We start from the raw sequence: 17,683 nt of genomic DNA on the forward strand, positions 1-17,683 counted from the left end.
AATGTATTGCTATTCCTTACTGGTAAAATATTCTACTAACGTGGCTTTGTTCACAGCAAAAATACCTTGGCCGCCATTTTCAAAGCTCAGCCATGTTACTGCTAACGCTGGAAACCTTGTTTCCATATGCACTTCGCTGTTTCCCACTTCGACAAATAACCACCCTTCGTCACTTAGGTAATTCGGAGCCTCACGAAGCATGGTTTCTACTAAGATTAAGCCATCATCCCCTGCTGCCAATGCAAGCTCAGGTTCGTGATGATATTCATCAGGTAAATCCGCCATATCTTCCGCATCGACATAAGGAGGATTTGACACAATTAGATCGTACCGCTGGCCTTTTAAATTAGTGAAAAGGTCAGAATGTATAGGGTATACGCGATGACTTAATTGATGTTCTTGAATGTTAATATCGGCCACTTCCAATGCATCGGTACTAATATCAACGGCATCGACTTGTGCGTCTGGGTAGGCATGTGCGAGGGCAATAGCGATACATCCGCCGCCGGTACACATATCCAAAATGTGAGCTGGCGCTTCATTTACGAAAGGAGCAAACTCGTTTTGAATTAGCTCTGCGAATGGAGAGCGAGGGATCAGCACCCTTTCATCAACATAAAACGGCATACCACAAAACCATGCTTCATTTGTAATATACGGAAGTGGCATTCGTGTTTGAACGCGTTTAAGTACAAGTTCGGCGACTTTCTCTCGTTCACTTTTAGTCAGTTTGGCGTCAAGTAAGCTCTCACCAACGTGTTCAAGGATAGGGTGAGAAAGATGAAGCGCCTGCATAACCAAACTGATGCTTTCATCCCAAGCGTTATCGGTACCATGACCAAAATAAAGACCCGCATCGTTAAAACGGCTGGTTGCCCAACGAATCATGTCGCGTAATGATTGAAGGTCTTCAATCGCTTCTTCTAGATAAAATTTGTCCGTCATGGGGTTTGGGTACATCGAGAATTATAAAACTGGTATCATACCCAAAGAATGCCTCTGCGCCCACGTTAATTTGCATATCGGTTAAGAATGAAAGCATTTAAAAAAGAACTAAAAGCCATGAAAACGCGAAGCACGAGTGAACCTGAGATACAGGAAGAGCGCTTCTCGTTTGCTGATGCGATGAAAGGGGTAAAGCCACTTGTTCAAGACAAAGTTCTCCCCAATAAACGTGTCGAACTGAATAAAAAGAAGCATAAAGCAGCATCGAGCGGGCTAACGCGAAGCAAGCAAGTGTCTGCGACGTTTACGTTTTCCGATATGTATCAAGCCGCACTGCCAAATGAAGGCCCGGTGCGCTATTGTCGAGACGGTGTGCCAACACATGTATTGAAGCAACTTCGACGGGGCGACTACTCTCCCGAACTCATGCTCGATTTACATGGTTTAACGCGAGAGTTAGCAAAGCAGGAAATTTCAGCGCTACTTTATGCCGCTAAGAAAGAGTCGATACATTGTGTGTCAATAATGCATGGATTTGGTCAAGGTGTGTTGAAAAACGCATTACCGCATTACCTCGTTCAGCATCCTAGCGTCAATGCCTTTCATCAAGCACCATTAGAATATGGAGGACAGGCGGCACTTCTTGTACTTGTCGACGTGCCCTCACCTTTTGACAAACAATAATGCTACTTCTCTAGGTCTGCGCTGTTGTGCATAAACAGGTAAGTGTAATACCCCATCATCGCAACGATAATAAAAATACCAAACAGTGAGCCCCATACCACAGGATCTTTTAACATAGTCCAAAACATAATCATGCTCCTCATTAAAATCTATATACGTATTTTAAATAACGGTGTGATGACAGCTATGATCTAGATCAACTCTCTTCATGCGCTATAGCGTCTGTGTGCTGTACATTGATCTGAATCAATAACTCTGGACAGTTACAACATAGGCTAGCTTTCAATTTACTCGTGGGATATCCTTTTTCTTTTATTTTCGAAGGTATAAAAGCTTGAACCGACATAACTATAAAGCGGCATTACTGCTTTGCATCGCAACGCTCTCGACATCAACGTACGCCACAGTAGTCGAAGTACGCACTGTAGAAGGTGACTTTCAGGTAAACCTATTCGACGAAGCGACACCTCAAACGGTTGAGAATTTTTTGGAGTATGTGAATTCAGGTGCGTATGCCAATAATACGGTTCACCGCAGTGCAACTAACTTTGTGATACAAATGGGCGGGTTTGCTTATAACGGTGCTTTTCCTCCAGAGCCCATCAACACAGGCTTAGCGGTAAGTAACGAGCCCGAACTCTCAAACGTTCGCGGTACGATTGCCATGGCAAAAATAGGAGGGAACCCTGACAGCGCAACCTCTCAATTTTTTGTAAATCTGGGCGATAACTCCGCGAATCTAGATGTTCAAAATGGTGGCTTTAGTGTTTTCGGCCAAGTGATCGGAGACGGAATGGAGGTAGTCGAGCGTATCGCAGACCTACCACGATTCAACTTCGGCGCACCTTTTGAAGAAATACCACTTCGAGATTACTCCGCAGCAGATGCCGGCAACGGTGTTGTACCAGATGACGACAACGTAGTGATTATTACTGATATTGTTGTTATTGACAGTGCAACGGTTACAAACCCTGATTTGAATCCTACGCCCAATACCTTAATAGATGCTCAACCTCCTACACAGCCTTCGACAGGCAGCAGTGGCGGTGGCGCGATAAACGTGCTGTTTCTGTTAGGCCTTGGTTTAATCAGTGTGGGTAGACGTTTGTCTTCACGAAAAACAAAACTATCACGCCGGTAGTAGGTGTGTAGACCGAAATATTGCTCACAGAAAAAAATGAATCGAAATAAAGCAAAATAGTTATTGCAAATAATTCTCATTTGCAATAAAGTTGTTCCTGCCTGTTCGACGTTGAGCGAAATTCGGTCTTGGTTTAGCGTCGCTAAGGGAGTAGACAATCGTCTACTCCCTTTTTTTATCTCAAGTTCATGTTAAGTAAACAACTTCATGAACCAGCCTTTTTGAAGGTCTTCTTCGCATGTTTTTAGCTGATTAGCATAACGAAGGGATCGGGCCTTAACTTTAGCCGCTACCTTTTTTAACCATGGCTTTCTATCGTACGAACGTCGCTTATAGCCGCCCCATCCTTCGTGATAGTTAAGATATTGCGCGTAAGCATCCCATTTTGAAATACCATTTACTTTTTGGGTTTTATAGATAAACCAGCCCATAAAATCGATAGCATCGTCGAAGTCATCGCGGTCAGCGCCACTGTTATCAGTTTCACGCATGTAATCTTCCCACGTGGGGGTTTTGGCCTGTGAGTATCCATACGCAGAGCTTACGCGCCCCCACGGTACGAGACCAAAAAACACGTAATCTCGTGGCGGTAATGCATCATGTCTAAATGAACTTTCCTGATACATCATGGCCATGGGTACATGTATCGGAACGCCCCACTTATCTCTGGCATCGGCTGCTGCGTCATACCAGTCCTCTTTTTCGTAAAATATTTCACACAAATTGCTGCTATTTTTAGGCGGCGTGGTTGCACACCCTGAGATGAATAGCGGAAACAGGACGACCAAACTTGATAAAAAAATAAACAATTTTTTGAACTTTTGATTCATACGGTGTCTTACATATAGTTCTAGTAAAATGTGTGTTTCCCTGGAACCCCTTCTATGCCTAACATTATGTTAGGCATTTTTTTTTGCCGGAGGCTCAGAGAAATACGTTTTTATAAACGTGTCGAAGTCCTTGGTATCAGCTGTTTCAATGTCTTGCTGGGCTTGTAAAGAGCGCTGTGCTGCATCCGCGAATTCATTGGCAGTAGTGTACCGATATTCCACACTCTTCATTTGTGATTGATAGTGCTCAGCAAGTTCTAACCCCAAGACTCCATTGTCTTTGTTATCTTTTAACAATGCGTCCATTATTTTGCCTGATGGCGTTAACGACGGGTTATTCACTTTTTCTCGCTCAATATTTACTGCATCAGAGTAGCGCGTTGTCTCATTGGCAAGGTCAAGCAGTTCAGCCACCTCAGTAAAGGTGTCGAATAACGATGTGCACCAATCTCGCATACTAATCATATCTGCATTCGAGGATAACATAAGCTCGGGATTTCTTCCCTCAAGCACAACACGATTCATGTTGTCTTTTGCTTCATTAAGTTGTGCCTCATCCAAGTCGCTACTTGGCATAAGTAAACAGGAAAGTAGAAACACATCGAGAAAGTCGAATTGGGTTTGCGTAATACCAATCGAAGAAAATGGGTTTACGTCAAGTGCACGCACTTCGATATAGCTTATCCCTCGTCGTACCAATGCATCGGTTGGTTTTTCCATTGACTTTGTCGGCTGCTTAGGGCGAATAGGTGAGTACAACTCGTTTTCAATTTGCAGAATATTTTTGCTTAACTGTTGGTAATGCCCACCTTCTCCTGCAGCAAAGCTTTCAAAGCGCGCCGACGGCGTCTCCATTGCACCACGCAGCAACCGAACATAGTTATCAAGCTGGTTATAACAAATTTTAAGAGAAGATTGTTCAGCACTGGTATACCCCAAGTCGCTCATTCTCAACGACGTAGCGTACTCCATATAGTACGTGCCTTTACCCACTTTTTTAAATGGAAGCGCATGTTCTTTGCCGGTTAAAAAAGAACCACATAACGCGGGCGAAGCGCCATATAAGAAGGGAATAAGCCAACAAAAACGACGATAGTTCCGAATAAGCGCGAAATAGTCCGCTGATGTTTGGTCCTGACTGTGTGTGTTGCCGTGTAACAACGCCCATTGCTTCCAAAAGGTATCTGGAAATGAAAAGTTAAAATGCACGCCGGCTATCGCTTGCATCATACTGCCATAGCGATTTTTAAGCCCTATTCGGTAAACACGTTTCATTTTACCCACGTTCGACTCGCCAAAATAAGCAATAGGAATATCAGCTTCATCTTCAATAAAGCACGGCATACTCATTGGCCAGATTTTTTCATCGCCTATATTCTCAATAACATAGCGATGAATGTCTTCTAACTGTGAAATCGTTTTTGAAGATGCATTTTCCGGTGGTGTTATAAACTCTAACAATGATTCTGAAAAGTCTGTTGTGATGCAATCGTGCGTTAATGCCGATCCTAACGCCTGAGGGTGCGGAGTCTGCGCTAAAGCACCTGATGGCTTGATTCGCAGGGCCTCTCTTTCAACGCCACGCTTTATATCTTTAAGCGCAGTGAGAAACTCGGGCGATTTAAGCGCATCAATGCGCTGTTTTAGACTTATTGATTCTACGGTCAAAATTTATTTCCATGGAAAGATTGTTCCCCTCGTTATGGGGAGCAAGTAGCTAAATTCAAGTCACACACGGGCGATTATCAAACGCCCAAGGTCGCGCGCCAACCAATCAGTTAAGCGCCTTTCTTTCGTTTGTAGTTATCGATAGCGAAACAATTGGCATGTTCAATGATTTGAGCTGCCCTTCGATGGCCGAGTAATCCCCTACCACGATTATTTGCATAGTATCAGTTTGCAAATAGGTCGCTGCCAGCGCATTGATTTCCTCAATCGATATATCTCGGATAATGTTAAGTTGCTCGTCGCGATATTCTTTTTCCAAATCGTAACTATGCAATTGACGTAAAAACCGTGCTTTACTTCGAGGTGTTTCAAACTCTAACGCATCGCCTAACGTAAATGCATTTCGCATAAAGCGCAATTCATCATCGCTAACACCTTGGTCAATATACTGCTGCATTTCGTTAAAAATTTCGCTGATGCCTTTTGCGGTATGTTCTGCGGTCAAGTCCGTACTGACTTCAAACCACCCCAGCGTTTTTCCTCCAAGAAAGCCACTGTTGGCGCCGTATGTAATACCCTTATCTTCTCGTAAGTTAAGGTTTATTCGGCTATTAAACCCGCCACCTAAGGGGAAATTCATTAAACGTGTTCTAAAGTGGTCCCCAGTAACATCAAAAGGTAATGAACGCTGAACAATGTAAACAACTGACTGAACCGCGTCAGGGCTATCGACTACATACAAGGTGTTATCTTTGTATTCCGGAAAAGGCGCATACTCTGGAAACGCATAATCGTCTCCTTTCCATTGCCCAATAAAGTCTAGCATAGCCGTTGCCTTAGTTTTATCTAGACTGCCTACAATAACGGCACTGGCTTTCTTTGGAGAATAGTATTTGGCGTAAAATGTTTTAACATCCTCTAAGGTAATTTGTTGAACTGACGCAAGTGTCCCCTCATCAGGCAAGCTCACCCGATTATCTTCTCCAAAAAGAATAAGATCGCGTGCTCGTCTTGCTAAACTCGACGGCGTTTTCGCCTGTTGCTGTAAACCTTGTATAACGCGCTCTTTCATGCGTACGAAATCATTGTCGTTGAATGCGGGGTTAAACAATTTCTCTTTAAGCAAGGCCATCGTCGGTTCAATATGCTTTGTTAGCGATGAGACATAAACTTGCGTGTAACGGCCCGAGGCACTAATGCTTATAGCGCTACCTAGTTTCGCCAGTTCATTCGCCAACGCTTCGTTACTGTAATTAACCGTTGCTTCATTCATCATTAAACCCGTCAAGTAAGCCGTTCCCGCTTTTCCTTTAGGATCTAATAACATACCACCGTCCATACTGATGCTTAACGTTACCGTTGGCGTTTCGTTGGTGGTAATACCGAGAACTGGCATGCCATTTTCAAGACTAGCTTCCCAAAAGTCGGGGACTTTAACGACAGGCGCTGGCCCCGCTTTCGGCATAATCGTTCTATCGAAATCTGAGGCAACAGAGGCACTATATTCACTCTCAGCATGTTCAATATGTTCAATGGTTCTTTCCGGGCGTTCAAACGTAGGTGCTTTAGACGCTAACTCTGGCTGCCCTTTAGGAACAACACTCAACACAATACTGTGCTTATTTTTTACGTATTGATGGTAAACGCGCATAATATCTTCTGCCGTTACCGCATTGTAGCGTGCGATATCCTCTGCCACTAAATCAGGGGTACCATGAAACGTCTCGTTTGCCGCAAGGGCAGATACCTTCCCTGATACACTTTGCAGACCATATACGGTTGATGCCTCAATACTTGCTTTTGTTCGTGTAATGTCATCTTCCGTGACGCCTCGGCTTTCAAATTCTTCAAGGGTCTTTTCTATTGCACCTTGGAGCTCACTTAGCGACGTAACCTTTTCAGGGTTGGCAAGCGCTAGCAGCTGAAACTCGCAAGCTAACTCACGACATGGGTGTGACACCGCAGCCTGTACTGCCATTCCCTCTTTCACTAAATTCTTATAGAAAAGCGACGTCTTCCCGCCACCTAATATATCTGATAGTACGTCAAGGGGGGCTTCGTCAGGGTGGCGCGCATAAACGGTTGGAAATGTCATTTGAAGCAACGGTAAATGTACCTTGTCTTCAAGAGTAAGGTAACGTGTTTCGTCTAATGTAACCGGTTGGGGCTCGGGTTGTTTTACTTCAGGCCCCGTCGGTATCCCACCAAAATATTGGTCTATCCATGCCTTGGTTTCGGCAACGTCGATATCACCACCAATGGTCAATACTGCATTATTAGGCCCATACCAACGGGTAAAGAATGCTTTAAGGTCGCTTACATTCACTCTATCTAAGTCTTCAACATATCCAATGGTTAACCAAGAGTATGGATGTCCCTCAGGATATAATGCTTCGCCTATAAGCTCGAATCGAAGCGCATAGGGTTGATTATCGACGCGTTGGGCTCGCTCGTTCTTTACCGTCTCGCGCTGATTTTCAAACTTGTCTTGATTAACAGCATCGAGCAAGAACCCCATACGATCAGACTCTAGCCACAAGACCTTTTCAAGCTGATTGGCAGGTACAGTTTCATAGTAGTTAGTTCTGTCAGTGTTAGTGGTTCCATTTAAGTTGCCACCCGCCTCGGTAATGATTTTAAAATGCTGCTCGTCAGCCACATGCTTTGTTCCCTGAAACATCATGTGCTCAAAAAAGTGAGCAAAGCCTGACTTTCCTACTTCTTCCCGCGCGGAACCGACATGATAAGTAACGTCGACATGCACAAGTGGATCGGAATGGTCCTCATGAAGGATAACCGTTAGCCCATTTGCAAGGGTATACTTCTCGTAGGGTATGCTTACCGAGGTAGAGCTGACTTGCTCGTGTTCTGTGATGCGTTGACATGCACCAACCACAAAAAGGGTACTTAAAACTACTACAACCCGTGTAGCCAGTGTTACTGACATTGGTATTCCTTATACGTTGCCTTAATCAAGCTATTCCCCGAAGATTAACAGACTTTTTAACGCTTTACTTGTTCTAGCTTACGATGATTGTGTTAATTTGTGTGTAACTGAAATACACTAAAAGCGGTATAAGCTAGAGGATTTCATATGGATACTTCAGAGAGCGTTTTAGATCTCAAATTCGGATTGTCTCAATTAAGCGGTAATAAAACGCTATTGTTAACTCTATTGAACAAGTTTTCGGACGAATACCGTTCGTTAGACGATGACTTACAGGATTTTATGCGCAATGAACAATTCGATAATGCCTATTCGCTTATTCATACGCTTAAAGGGGTAACCGGAAACTTAGGTTTATTTGCTTTGCATCATCGTAGCAAACATGTAGAAAGCTATGTAAGAAACGAGCAGACCTTACCCGACGACTATAATGAATTCGTTGCATTGTTGAATGAGACTATTGATGCCATTGCAGCCGCTAGCAATGAAGGCAGCGCACCACCCGATGAACTAACGCCAGTTGCACAACAAGCACGAACTCAGCTTTTAAATGCGCTTAAAGCCAGTGAATTTATATCCCAGTCAACGCTCGATGGCTGGTTAGATAACATCACATTGCCAGTGGATACTCGCGCCGCAATTGAAGACGCTATTGACGAGTTAGATTACGAAACCGCGCTTGCCAAACTTGAAGGTACGGCGTGACAGCAATCCCCCTTCTATACGAAAACAATGATTTTCTCGTAATAAATAAGCCTTCAGGCATCGCAGTACAAGACGCAGAGAATAGAGCAACGCATGGGATTGTAAGCCTACTTAAGGAACAGGGAAAATACGACGAACTCTATCTTTGCCATCGTTTAGATGCTGGGACGTCTGGTTGCTTGTGCCTCGCTAAAAATGCAAAAACCGCAGCAGAAATAGGGCGTTTATTCGAAGCGACAGCAATTAGTAAGTATTATCTCGCACTGAGTAAGGCGAAACCAAAAAAGAAGCAAGGGACCATAATTGGCGATATGAAAAACCGTCGTGGCGGACAGCATATGTTGCTTAAAACACGACATGCCCCAGCCGTTACGCAGTTTGTAAGTTACTCAGCCAAGCCCGGCATTCGCGGTTTTATTGTTAAACCGTACACCGGTAAAACTCACCAAATCAGGGTTGCGCTTAAAAGTATTGGCGCCCCCATACTGGGAGACGATTTATACGCGGGCGAAAGCGCTGAACGCTTACATCTGCATGCCTGGCAACTTTCAATCCCTTTCAGTACGGGAACAATAACAACCATTGCGCCCTTACTGGAACATGGGATGTTTGCCGATGTCGAGGTAAAGGCGTGGGTAAAGGCTTTACCGTCACCCGACACAATACAATGGCCCACCTTACCTCAACAAAAAGTAAAAGCGACTGCGCCTCCTCATGACTAAGCTTCACATTGTTGGTACTGGCGCCATTGGTACATTGTTAGCCGCGGGCGCAGAAAAGCATGGTGTAGCATACGCTCGCTACCCAAAACCACACAGCACGCTACCTGAAACCGTCAATTGGAGTGGCACGAATATTGTGTCACTGTTAGCACCGGCTGCGACACCTACGTGCCTAAGTCAAGACGACGTAATCGTGTTGCCGTTAAAAGTGTATCAACTCAAAAACGCTTTAGAAACATGGTCTTCTTATTTAGAAAACCGGCCCCCCGTCGTGTTGCTTCATAATGGGTTGGGTGGCTTTGAAATCGCTACATCAATTCTTGGTGAAAACTACCCAATTCTGCTTGCCACCACAAGCCATGGTGCATTGAAAGCGCCAAACGGTAAAAGTGCTACCTACACTGGCCTAGGCAAGACGCAAATAGGGTTACCTCATCGAAGTAAAGCGTTGAAAGATGAAAAGCATCTTCCGTGGGTAAAACAAGCAACAGCGTTACTTGACAACGCGTTACCCCCGGTAGAATTCGTTGATGATATTGCTCGGGCACTGTGGCAGAAGTTAGCAATAAACTGCGTTATCAACCCGCTTACTGCGCTTAACAATATGCCTAATGGAGACGTACTGCTTAAAGAATACGACGAGATTCGACATGCATTGTGTCGTGAGTTTGCCATAGTTGCAGAGCAATACGGTTTGGTATTTAGTGTACAAGAGTTGGAAAAAAATGTACTCAGTGTCGCCTCATTAACCGCCCAAAACTATTCTAGCATGCACCAAGACATCGCCATGGATCGCCACACTGAAATCGACGCCATTAACGGTTATATCGTATCACTGGCCAATAAAAAAGGCATAAGTGTTCCCACTCATGCCCTTATGGTAGACCGCGTAAAAGGCCTCGTCCTGTAACGCTAGTACAAAGCCCTATACGCTGTTACCTTATTCCCCTTGTGTATCTTCCCCAGCGTCTTTAGACACTTGTGGCTTCATGTGTGGGAACAAAATAACGTCTTTAATCGTTGAGCTATCGGTAAATAACATAGCAAGACGGTCTATACCAATTCCCTCACCAGCGGTTGGGGGCAAACCATACTCAAGCGCACGAATATAATCGTCATCAAAATGCATAGCTTCATCATCACCTGCATCTTTCTCTTGTACTTGTTTAGCAAAGCGTTCCGCTTGATCTTCTGGGTCGTTCAACTCACTAAAGCCATTGGCGAGCTCTCGGCCACCCACGAAGAACTCGAAACGGTCGGTGATAAACGGGTTATCATCGTTTCTTCGTGCAAGAGGTGACACTTCCCATGGATAAGCAGTGATGAACGTTGGCTGCTCTAGCTTCTCTTCTGCTGTCGCCTCAAAAATCTCACATAAATATTTACCTGCGCCCCAGATACCATCAACCTCTGGCTCTTTGATATGAAGCTGCTTGGCCATTGCTTTAAGCGCCGGTAAGTTTGCTTCTGGGTCGCGGATAGCAGCTTCATCAGCTTCTGGCCAATATTTCAAGATAGCATCATTCATGCTCAAACGTTCAAACGGCTTGCCAAAGTCATATTGCACTTCGCTAGTCACGTTACCGTCGTTATCTTTAGTGGTATTTGTGATTATCGCACTGCCTAGAATATCCTCTGCTAAGGTACGGAGCATATCTTCAGTGAGGTTCATTAAGTCGTTGTAGTCGGCATAAGCTTGATAAAACTCAAGCATCGTAAACTCAGGGTTATGACGCGTAGACAAGCCCTCGTTACGGAAATTACGGTTGATTTCAAATACACGCTCAAAACCACCAACAACCAAACGTTTTAGGTAAAGTTCAGGCGCAATACGTAGGTACATATCAATATCTAGCGCATTATGGTGGGTCACGAAAGGCTTAGCTGAAGCACCGCCTGGAATCACCTGCAACATTGGCGTTTCTACTTCTAGGTAGTCACGCTCTGAAAGATAGTTGCGAATACCATTCACAATTTTGCTGCGGATCATAAACGTTTTACGCGTTTGCTCACTGGTGATCAAATCAACGTAGCGCTGACGATATTTCGTCTCTTGGTCGCTCAAACCATGAAACTTCTCAGGAAGCGGGCGAAGCGCTTTTGTAAGCAATTCATATTGTTCCATATTCACGTAAAGGTCGCCCTTACCTGATTTATGAAGATCACCGGCTACACCAATGATGTCACCAATATCAAGCGCACCATATTGTGCTTTAAGCGCCTTTTGCGTGTCTTTATCAGCATAAGCCTGAATGCGTCCAGTCATGTCTTGAAGTAACATAAACGGACCACGCTTTGCCATAATACGGCCAGCGATACTTACTTTATTGCTTTGCTCTTGCAGTGTTTCTTTGTCGAATTCACCGAACTTTACTTGTAGCTCATCAGCATAATTTTCGCGACGGAAGCTATTTGGAAAGCCATTTGCACGGCACTGTTCACGAATAGCACTTAACTTAGCGCGGCGCTCTGCAATCAATTTGTTGTCGTCGATTTGTTGGTCAGTCATAACCTTTCACTTCGTTGTTCGGTTTACAGCCCTGATTTCAGGCTGGCTTCAATGAATTTGTCCAAACCGCCATCTAGCACAGCTTGGGTGTTTCGCGTTTCTACGCCTGTTCGCAAATCTTTTATACGAGAGTCATCTAATACATAAGAACGTATTTGACTTCCCCACCCTATATCAGACTTGCTGTCTTCCATCGCTTGTTTTTCAGCGTTTTGTTTTTGCAGCTCAAACTCATACAATTTTGCTTTTAGCTGCTTCATCGCTTGGTCTTTATTCTTGTGCTGCGAACGGTCGTTTTGACATTGTACAACAATACCGGTTGGTTCGTGGGTAATACGCACCGCCGAGTCCGTTCGGTTTACGTGCTGACCACCCGCGCCAGAGGCTCGGTATGTATCAATTCGCAAATCTGAAGGATCTATATCGATATCAATGTCATCATCAACTTCGGGATAAACAAACGCAGAAGAAAACGACGTATGTCGGCGGTTACCCGAATCAAACGGTGACTTTCTTACCAAGCGATGAACGCCGGTTTCGGTGCGCAACCAGCCAAACGCATATTCACCTTGCATGCGCAACGTGGCGCTTTTTATTCCTGCGACATCACCATCAGACACTTCGATAAGTTCAGTCTTGAACCCATGCGCTTCGCCCCAGCGTAAATACATACGCAGCAACATATTGGCCCAGTCTTGCGCTTCGGTTCCGCCAGATCCGGACTGTATATCGATATAGCAATCGTTGGCATCGTTAGGCCCAGAAAACATGCGTCGAAACTCAAGCTTTTCTAGATCTTCAAGCAAGCTGTTTAACTCTGATTGCGCTTCCTCGAACGTGTCTTCGTCTTCTGCTTCAACAGCAAGTTCAACAAGCCCTTCTACGTCTTCAGTGCCTTGCTCAAGTTTATGTATTGTTCCTACAATTTGCTCGAGGGTAACTTTTTCTTTTCCGAGTGCCTGTGCCTTATCAGGTTCATTCCATACATCAGGGCTCTCTAGCTCTCGGCTTACTTCTTCTAAACGCTCTGACTTTGCATCAAAGTCAAAGATACCCCCTAAGCGCATCTGTGCGCTCACGAATATCTTTTATAGCGTTAGTAACGGGGTTTATTTCAAACATAGTCCGTATTTCTACAATAAATTAAGACCGCGAATATTATCGAATTTACGGCAATTTTGATAGCCCTTGGCTTAAATAAAAGGCGATATAACAGCCTTTTACATTTACGTTACAACCCTCTAATTTCTTCAGTAGCGATCTTCACCGTTGTCTTCTAATAGGGCTTTTTGACACGTTTTTTACCTGTATCACTTGATAAATAAAATTTTAAGCTTACACTTGTGCGCCGAATGAGAGTACAAGTGTACGCTGAATTAAATATTAGGGTAACAAGAATATCGTGTCATCAATACTAACCACACTCAGTAACGCCTTTTTTCACCATACGTCGTGGAAGGGGTATTGGGAGCCTGTCATACAGCGATTTGTGCCTGCGTGGCGCGATGGGTTTTACCGCGCTCAAGTCGCGGACGTAAGTATGTTAAACAGCACGACTGCGGCAGTTACGCTAACTCCAGATAGAGCATGGCCCATTCACCAAGGCGGTCAGCATATTGGGCTTACGCTAGAAATTAACGGCCGGTTAATCACGAGAGTCTTTACGATAGCCTCAAGTCCATCGACGTTTGAAAACACCGGTACGATCAGATTGGTAACCCGTATCAAGGATGCGGGCTTATTGACGTCTCGTATACCTGCCCTAGAAAAACAACAATGGGTGAATATTTCTGCGCCGCAGGGCGCATTTATCCTACCTCAAGACAATAAACCTACGGTGATGATTGCTGGTGGCTCGGGGATTACACCTTTTATCGCTATGCTCAATGCGCTCACCACTGATAGCGCTGGAACAGAACATATTACCCTGTATTACTTTGCTAAAGAAAATGAGCATGTGCTGAAAGACGAACTTGCGTTAATCGCTAAGACGTTGCCCTCTTTTTCTTATCACCTTTTAAACAGAACAATTCACGTTGATGTCGAACATCATCTTATCCAACACCCTAATGCGAATTGGCTGGTGTGCGGGCCAGAACCCCTCTATCGTCAAGTGCTCGATTTGGCACCAATCGCCCATTCAGACGTGTACAGCGAGCATTTTGGTGCCACTCCCATGGTTACATCGAATAACGACAATGCCACGTTTGAATTACTGCACAACGGTGAAGCATTAACAATTGCCAGTGAGCAGACGCTGCTTACCCAACTTCAAGCACAAGACATTCCCGTGACTTATGGCTGCGGCATTGGCATTTGCCATCAATGCCAATGCGTTAAAAAGAAAGGGATAGTAAAAGACACGCGTACCGGTGCGCTATCGGACAATGCAGAGCAACTTATTCAGTTATGCGTCTCTCAGCCAATGAGCGATTTGGAATTAGAAATATGAGTAAACAAAACATGACTAACTACGACAAGCTAGCAACACAACTAGATGCCGTAAAACACGAAGTTAAACAGTCTCTTGGCCAACGTGATGCGGATTATATCCGCCGCGTTATTCTTGCCCAAAGACTTTGTGAATGGAGCGGACGAATTCTAATTATGCTCGGCTTTATTCAACCCTTATTATGGATAATCGGTGTGCTTAGCCTCGCAATAGCTAAGATACTGGACAATATGGAAATTGGGCATAACGTGATGCACGGTCAATACGACTGGATGAACGATAAACATATTAACTCTCGCCGTTACGAGTGGGACATTGCGTGCGACGGGTCAAGCTGGAACCGTGTTCACAATTATGAGCACCATACCTATACCAACATTATCGGCAAAGATCGCGATTTCGGTTATGGCTTGCTGCGCTTATCAAACGATTTTAGGTGGCGAGTGAAAAACCTATGGCAATTTGCCACTTATATTGTACTAAGCGTGCTGTTTCAATGGGGGGTGTCTTATCACGAGATGGCTGCTGAACGCGTATTTTTTGGTAAAAAGAAAGAAAACAGAAAGAACACTATGACGCATAGCGAGCTAAAACGACGATTCTTCAGTAAAGGCGCTCGCCAAGTAGTTAAAGATTACGTGTTGTTTCCTCTGCTAGCGGGCCCCCTATTTTTATGGGTATTAGCCGGCAACCTTATCGCCAATTTACTGCGTAATTTATGGACGTCCACGATCATATTCTGTGGCCATTTTACCGGTGACGTACAAACCTTCAAACAGGAAGATTGCGAAAATGAGACGCAAGGGCAATGGTACTATCGCCAAGCGCTAGGCTCATCGAACATTGAAGGTGGAAATCTATTTCACGTGCTTACGGGCCATTTAAGCTTTCAAATTGAACATCATCTATTTCCCGATATTCCAGCAAAACGTTACCGCGACATTGCCCCAAAGGTAAAAGCTATATTCAAAGAACATAACATCCATTACAACACCGGTAGCTTTGCTAGACAGTACGCCAGTGTCGTAAAACGCATTTTGCGCTTCTCACTTCCCTAAACTAAAAAGGCGCAATAGCTTCCTATTGCGCCTTTTCAAATAATGCGTTTTACTGACTTATGATGTTTTGTCATCTCGCAACGCTTGAAACCCTAACCACCCGGCCATGGCACTCGCCCCGGTAAGAAAGGTTCCCCAGACCCAATCTATCAGCATGATAAACAACGAAAACCCTTCAATGATACTGTATGCCGTAAGGTTATACGCCCCATAACTGGCAACCCCAAGCAATGCGCCGTCGATACCCGCATAGAGCAAAGATTTATCTCTATTAGCAACAACCGCTAATACAAATACTACACCGCCGTACATGACATAAAAAACCAACCATGGCCATGTTTTAAAAGAGGTGCGTAGCAACTCCTCCATCTCGCGTTGATACCACTCATCAGCTATGACCCCCAACCATAAAAAATCGAGGATCGCGAAACAAACAAATATTGCAACAAGCGATAAAACAATGCTTTTTGCATAGCGAATAATGTTACGTGTCATTGTATAACCTTCCGTGAACGTGCTTCTCGTTATAGTAGCGCACCCTGCACCTAAACTAACTACATGCGCTTAAAAAAAACGATGGGGTAGCGATGAGTCCAGCGGTTATTACCAATTTTACAACCTTAAGGAAAAAAAAGTCGTCAATATTTCTTGAGTTATTAATATTCAAAGACCATTATATAAGTATCGTTGATGTATGGTGTGATTGTGTTCTATACCCAAGAAGTAAGCATCTCTAGCGTTACTCTCTCGACAGTGAATGGTACAAAAGCGTGTTTCCTTATCTGTGCCCTCATGCTGTTTTCGTTCGCCCATGCATCCACGCTTAATGTTGGCGTTATCCACGATAACGTAGGCGAACGGGAAAACTTTGCCATCATCAAAGAGGCATTTGAGACAGCACATCCTGAAATTAAGCTCAATATTAGCGGTTACCACTCAAATACTTACAAAACGTTAGTAAAAACCTGGTTAGAGACCCAAACTGGCCCTGATGTACTTTATTGGTATGGCAGCGAGCGCCTCAAACACTTTGCTCGCACTCACTCGCTGGAAAGTTTGCAAGACATATGGGAACAAAACGGTTCTGATGGTTTTTTTTCCTCTGAAACAAAAGCCATGCTAAGTGTTGATGACGTACCTTATGCTGTGCCCATTTCCTATTACCCCTGGACCTTTTTCTACAACGCCGACGTATTTGAACAGCTCGGGCTCTCACCACCTCAAACCTGGGAGGCCTTTTTAAACACCTGTGAGCGCCTAAAACAAGCAAACATTATTCCCATCAACATTGGTTACAAGGCAGCATGGCCTCTTGGCGCATGGTTTGATTACCTAAACGTTCGCCTTAATGGTGCCGCATTCCACCGTCAACTTTTACAAGGCAGCATCAGCTTTACGCATGAAAAAGTGCGTGATGTTTTCGTGAAGTGGAAATACCTTATTGACCAAGGTTACTTCCTAAAAGATGGGATGTCATTCGATTGGCATCAGCCCATGCCACTTATGTACAGAGGATTAACGGGAATGACGCTTGCAGGTCAATTTTTATCGCCGAGGATCCCAGCACAGATTCGACATAGAATAAAAATGTTTTCGTTTCCTGTGATATCAAGCGCCAGTGGTAATGCAGTAATTGCTCCTTCTGACGTATTTATGCTTCGCAAAGGCTCAACGCAACAAAAAGCGGCTAAAGCGTTCCTGACCTACCTCACTACCCATGCCGTACAAGTTGCTTACAACGAACAAGCGGGCGGGTACTCACCACGTAACGATGTTCTCATTAACAAAAATTATTTCGTTGAAACGGGCCAACGTATTCTGCGAGAAGCAGACACGCTAGTCCCTTTCTTTGACCGTCTTGCACCTGAGGCTTTTTCTACGCCAGCCATGGCCGTCATGTCAGCGTTTATGCAACAACCGGATATAGACATTGCGCTGGATAAGTTAGAAACGCTTCGCCGTAAGCATTTGGTGTTAGACGAGCACTAAATGCGTGGTTATTAACATTTTCCGTAACCTATT

At 44.4% G+C, this 17,683-nt stretch carries 16 protein-coding genes; 8 read left to right on the plus strand and 8 right to left on the minus strand.

Annotated features, from left to right (window positions below; translation table 11 throughout):
- Positions 1 to 9: 9 nt before the first annotated feature.
- On the minus strand, positions 10 to 945 hold the full coding sequence (gene prmB, locus AC27EZ_RS00910) for a 50S ribosomal protein L3 N(5)-glutamine methyltransferase (RefSeq protein WP_487133512.1): 936 nt from the start codon (positions 943 to 945) through the stop codon (positions 10 to 12).
- A gap of 87 nt (positions 946 to 1,032) precedes the next feature.
- On the opposite strand from prmB, the gene smrB reads away from it, so the two are divergent.
- Complete coding sequence (gene smrB, locus AC27EZ_RS00915; protein ID WP_487133513.1) at positions 1,033 to 1,629, plus strand: endonuclease SmrB; 597 nt, start codon at positions 1,033 to 1,035, stop codon at positions 1,627 to 1,629.
- Between the two features lie 2 nt (positions 1,630 to 1,631).
- Here smrB and AC27EZ_RS00920 read toward each other — a convergent pair whose 3' ends face one another.
- Positions 1,632 to 1,757 (minus strand): DUF3149 domain-containing protein, encoded by a 126-nt coding sequence (locus tag AC27EZ_RS00920; protein WP_487133514.1) that lies wholly within the window; start codon positions 1,755 to 1,757, stop codon positions 1,632 to 1,634.
- A 206-nt stretch (positions 1,758 to 1,963) separates the two neighbouring features.
- Here AC27EZ_RS00920 and AC27EZ_RS00925 point away from each other — a divergent pair, with 206 nt between their 5' ends.
- Positions 1,964 to 2,770, plus strand: coding sequence for a peptidylprolyl isomerase (locus AC27EZ_RS00925; RefSeq protein WP_487133515.1), 807 nt, complete (start codon positions 1,964 to 1,966; stop codon positions 2,768 to 2,770).
- A gap of 191 nt (positions 2,771 to 2,961) precedes the next feature.
- On the opposite strand, the gene AC27EZ_RS00930 is transcribed toward AC27EZ_RS00925, so the two are convergent.
- The 3 genes from AC27EZ_RS00930 to AC27EZ_RS00940 form a co-directional block, all read right to left on the minus strand.
- Entirely contained in the window at positions 2,962 to 3,600 is a 639-nt protein-coding gene (locus tag AC27EZ_RS00930) for a transglycosylase SLT domain-containing protein (RefSeq protein ID WP_487133516.1), read from the minus strand.
- A 69-nt stretch (positions 3,601 to 3,669) separates the two neighbouring features.
- The gene (gshA, locus tag AC27EZ_RS00935; RefSeq protein WP_487133517.1) at positions 3,670 to 5,268 is read right to left on the minus strand and encodes a glutamate--cysteine ligase; all 1,599 of its coding nucleotides are present in this window, start codon (positions 5,266 to 5,268) and stop codon (positions 3,670 to 3,672) included.
- A gap of 106 nt (positions 5,269 to 5,374) precedes the next feature.
- Complete coding sequence (locus AC27EZ_RS00940; RefSeq protein ID WP_487133518.1) at positions 5,375 to 8,215, minus strand: M16 family metallopeptidase; 2,841 nt, start codon at positions 8,213 to 8,215, stop codon at positions 5,375 to 5,377.
- A gap of 147 nt (positions 8,216 to 8,362) precedes the next feature.
- On the opposite strand from AC27EZ_RS00940, the gene AC27EZ_RS00945 reads away from it, so the two are divergent.
- Genes AC27EZ_RS00945 through AC27EZ_RS00955 form a run of 3 tightly spaced genes read left to right on the plus strand, consistent with a single transcriptional unit; the run spans position 8,363 to position 10,552 of the window.
- Positions 8,363 to 8,920 (plus strand): Hpt domain-containing protein, encoded by a 558-nt coding sequence (locus AC27EZ_RS00945; protein WP_487133519.1) that lies wholly within the window; start codon positions 8,363 to 8,365, stop codon positions 8,918 to 8,920.
- On the plus strand, positions 8,917 to 9,642 hold the full coding sequence (locus AC27EZ_RS00950; RefSeq protein ID WP_487133520.1) for a pseudouridine synthase: 726 nt from the start codon (positions 8,917 to 8,919) through the stop codon (positions 9,640 to 9,642). The genes AC27EZ_RS00945 and AC27EZ_RS00950 overlap by 4 nt, the downstream gene beginning before the upstream one ends.
- Positions 9,635 to 10,552 (plus strand): ketopantoate reductase family protein, encoded by a 918-nt coding sequence (locus AC27EZ_RS00955; RefSeq protein ID WP_487133521.1) that lies wholly within the window; start codon positions 9,635 to 9,637, stop codon positions 10,550 to 10,552. The genes AC27EZ_RS00950 and AC27EZ_RS00955 overlap by 8 nt, the downstream gene beginning before the upstream one ends.
- A gap of 30 nt (positions 10,553 to 10,582) precedes the next feature.
- Here AC27EZ_RS00955 and lysS read toward each other — a convergent pair whose 3' ends face one another.
- Positions 10,583 to 12,151 (minus strand): lysine--tRNA ligase, encoded by a 1,569-nt coding sequence (gene lysS, locus AC27EZ_RS00960; RefSeq protein WP_487133522.1) that lies wholly within the window; start codon positions 12,149 to 12,151, stop codon positions 10,583 to 10,585.
- A gap of 23 nt (positions 12,152 to 12,174) precedes the next feature.
- A protein-coding gene (gene prfB / locus AC27EZ_RS00965; protein WP_487133523.1) for a peptide chain release factor 2 occupies positions 12,175 to 13,273 on the minus strand; the annotation gives its coding sequence in 2 pieces (ribosomal slippage) (positions 12,175 to 13,197 and positions 13,199 to 13,273; 1,098 coding nt in all).
- Positions 13,274 to 13,553: 280 nt separating this feature from the next.
- On the opposite strand from prfB, the gene AC27EZ_RS00970 reads away from it, so the two are divergent.
- Positions 13,554 to 14,603 (plus strand): flavin reductase family protein, encoded by a 1,050-nt coding sequence (locus tag AC27EZ_RS00970; protein ID WP_487133524.1) that lies wholly within the window; start codon positions 13,554 to 13,556, stop codon positions 14,601 to 14,603.
- Positions 14,600 to 15,661 (plus strand): fatty acid desaturase family protein, encoded by a 1,062-nt coding sequence (locus tag AC27EZ_RS00975; RefSeq protein ID WP_487133525.1) that lies wholly within the window; start codon positions 14,600 to 14,602, stop codon positions 15,659 to 15,661. Before AC27EZ_RS00970 ends, AC27EZ_RS00975 begins: the two co-directional genes overlap by 4 nt.
- A 57-nt stretch (positions 15,662 to 15,718) precedes the next feature.
- Here the strand turns inward: AC27EZ_RS00975 and AC27EZ_RS00980 are convergent, their stop codons facing one another.
- A complete protein-coding gene (locus tag AC27EZ_RS00980; RefSeq protein ID WP_487133526.1) occupies positions 15,719 to 16,156 on the minus strand; it encodes a DUF2177 family protein in 438 nt (145 codons plus the stop codon).
- 210 nt (positions 16,157 to 16,366) lie between these two features.
- Between AC27EZ_RS00980 and AC27EZ_RS00985 the strand changes: the two genes are divergently transcribed.
- Positions 16,367 to 17,650, plus strand: a complete 1,284-nt coding sequence (locus AC27EZ_RS00985) for an ABC transporter substrate-binding protein (RefSeq protein ID WP_487133527.1) — start codon at positions 16,367 to 16,369, stop codon at positions 17,648 to 17,650.
- The last annotated feature ends 33 nt before the right edge of the window (positions 17,651 to 17,683 follow it).

The organism is Alteromonas sp. 4NH20-0056 (genome assembly GCF_057539655.1).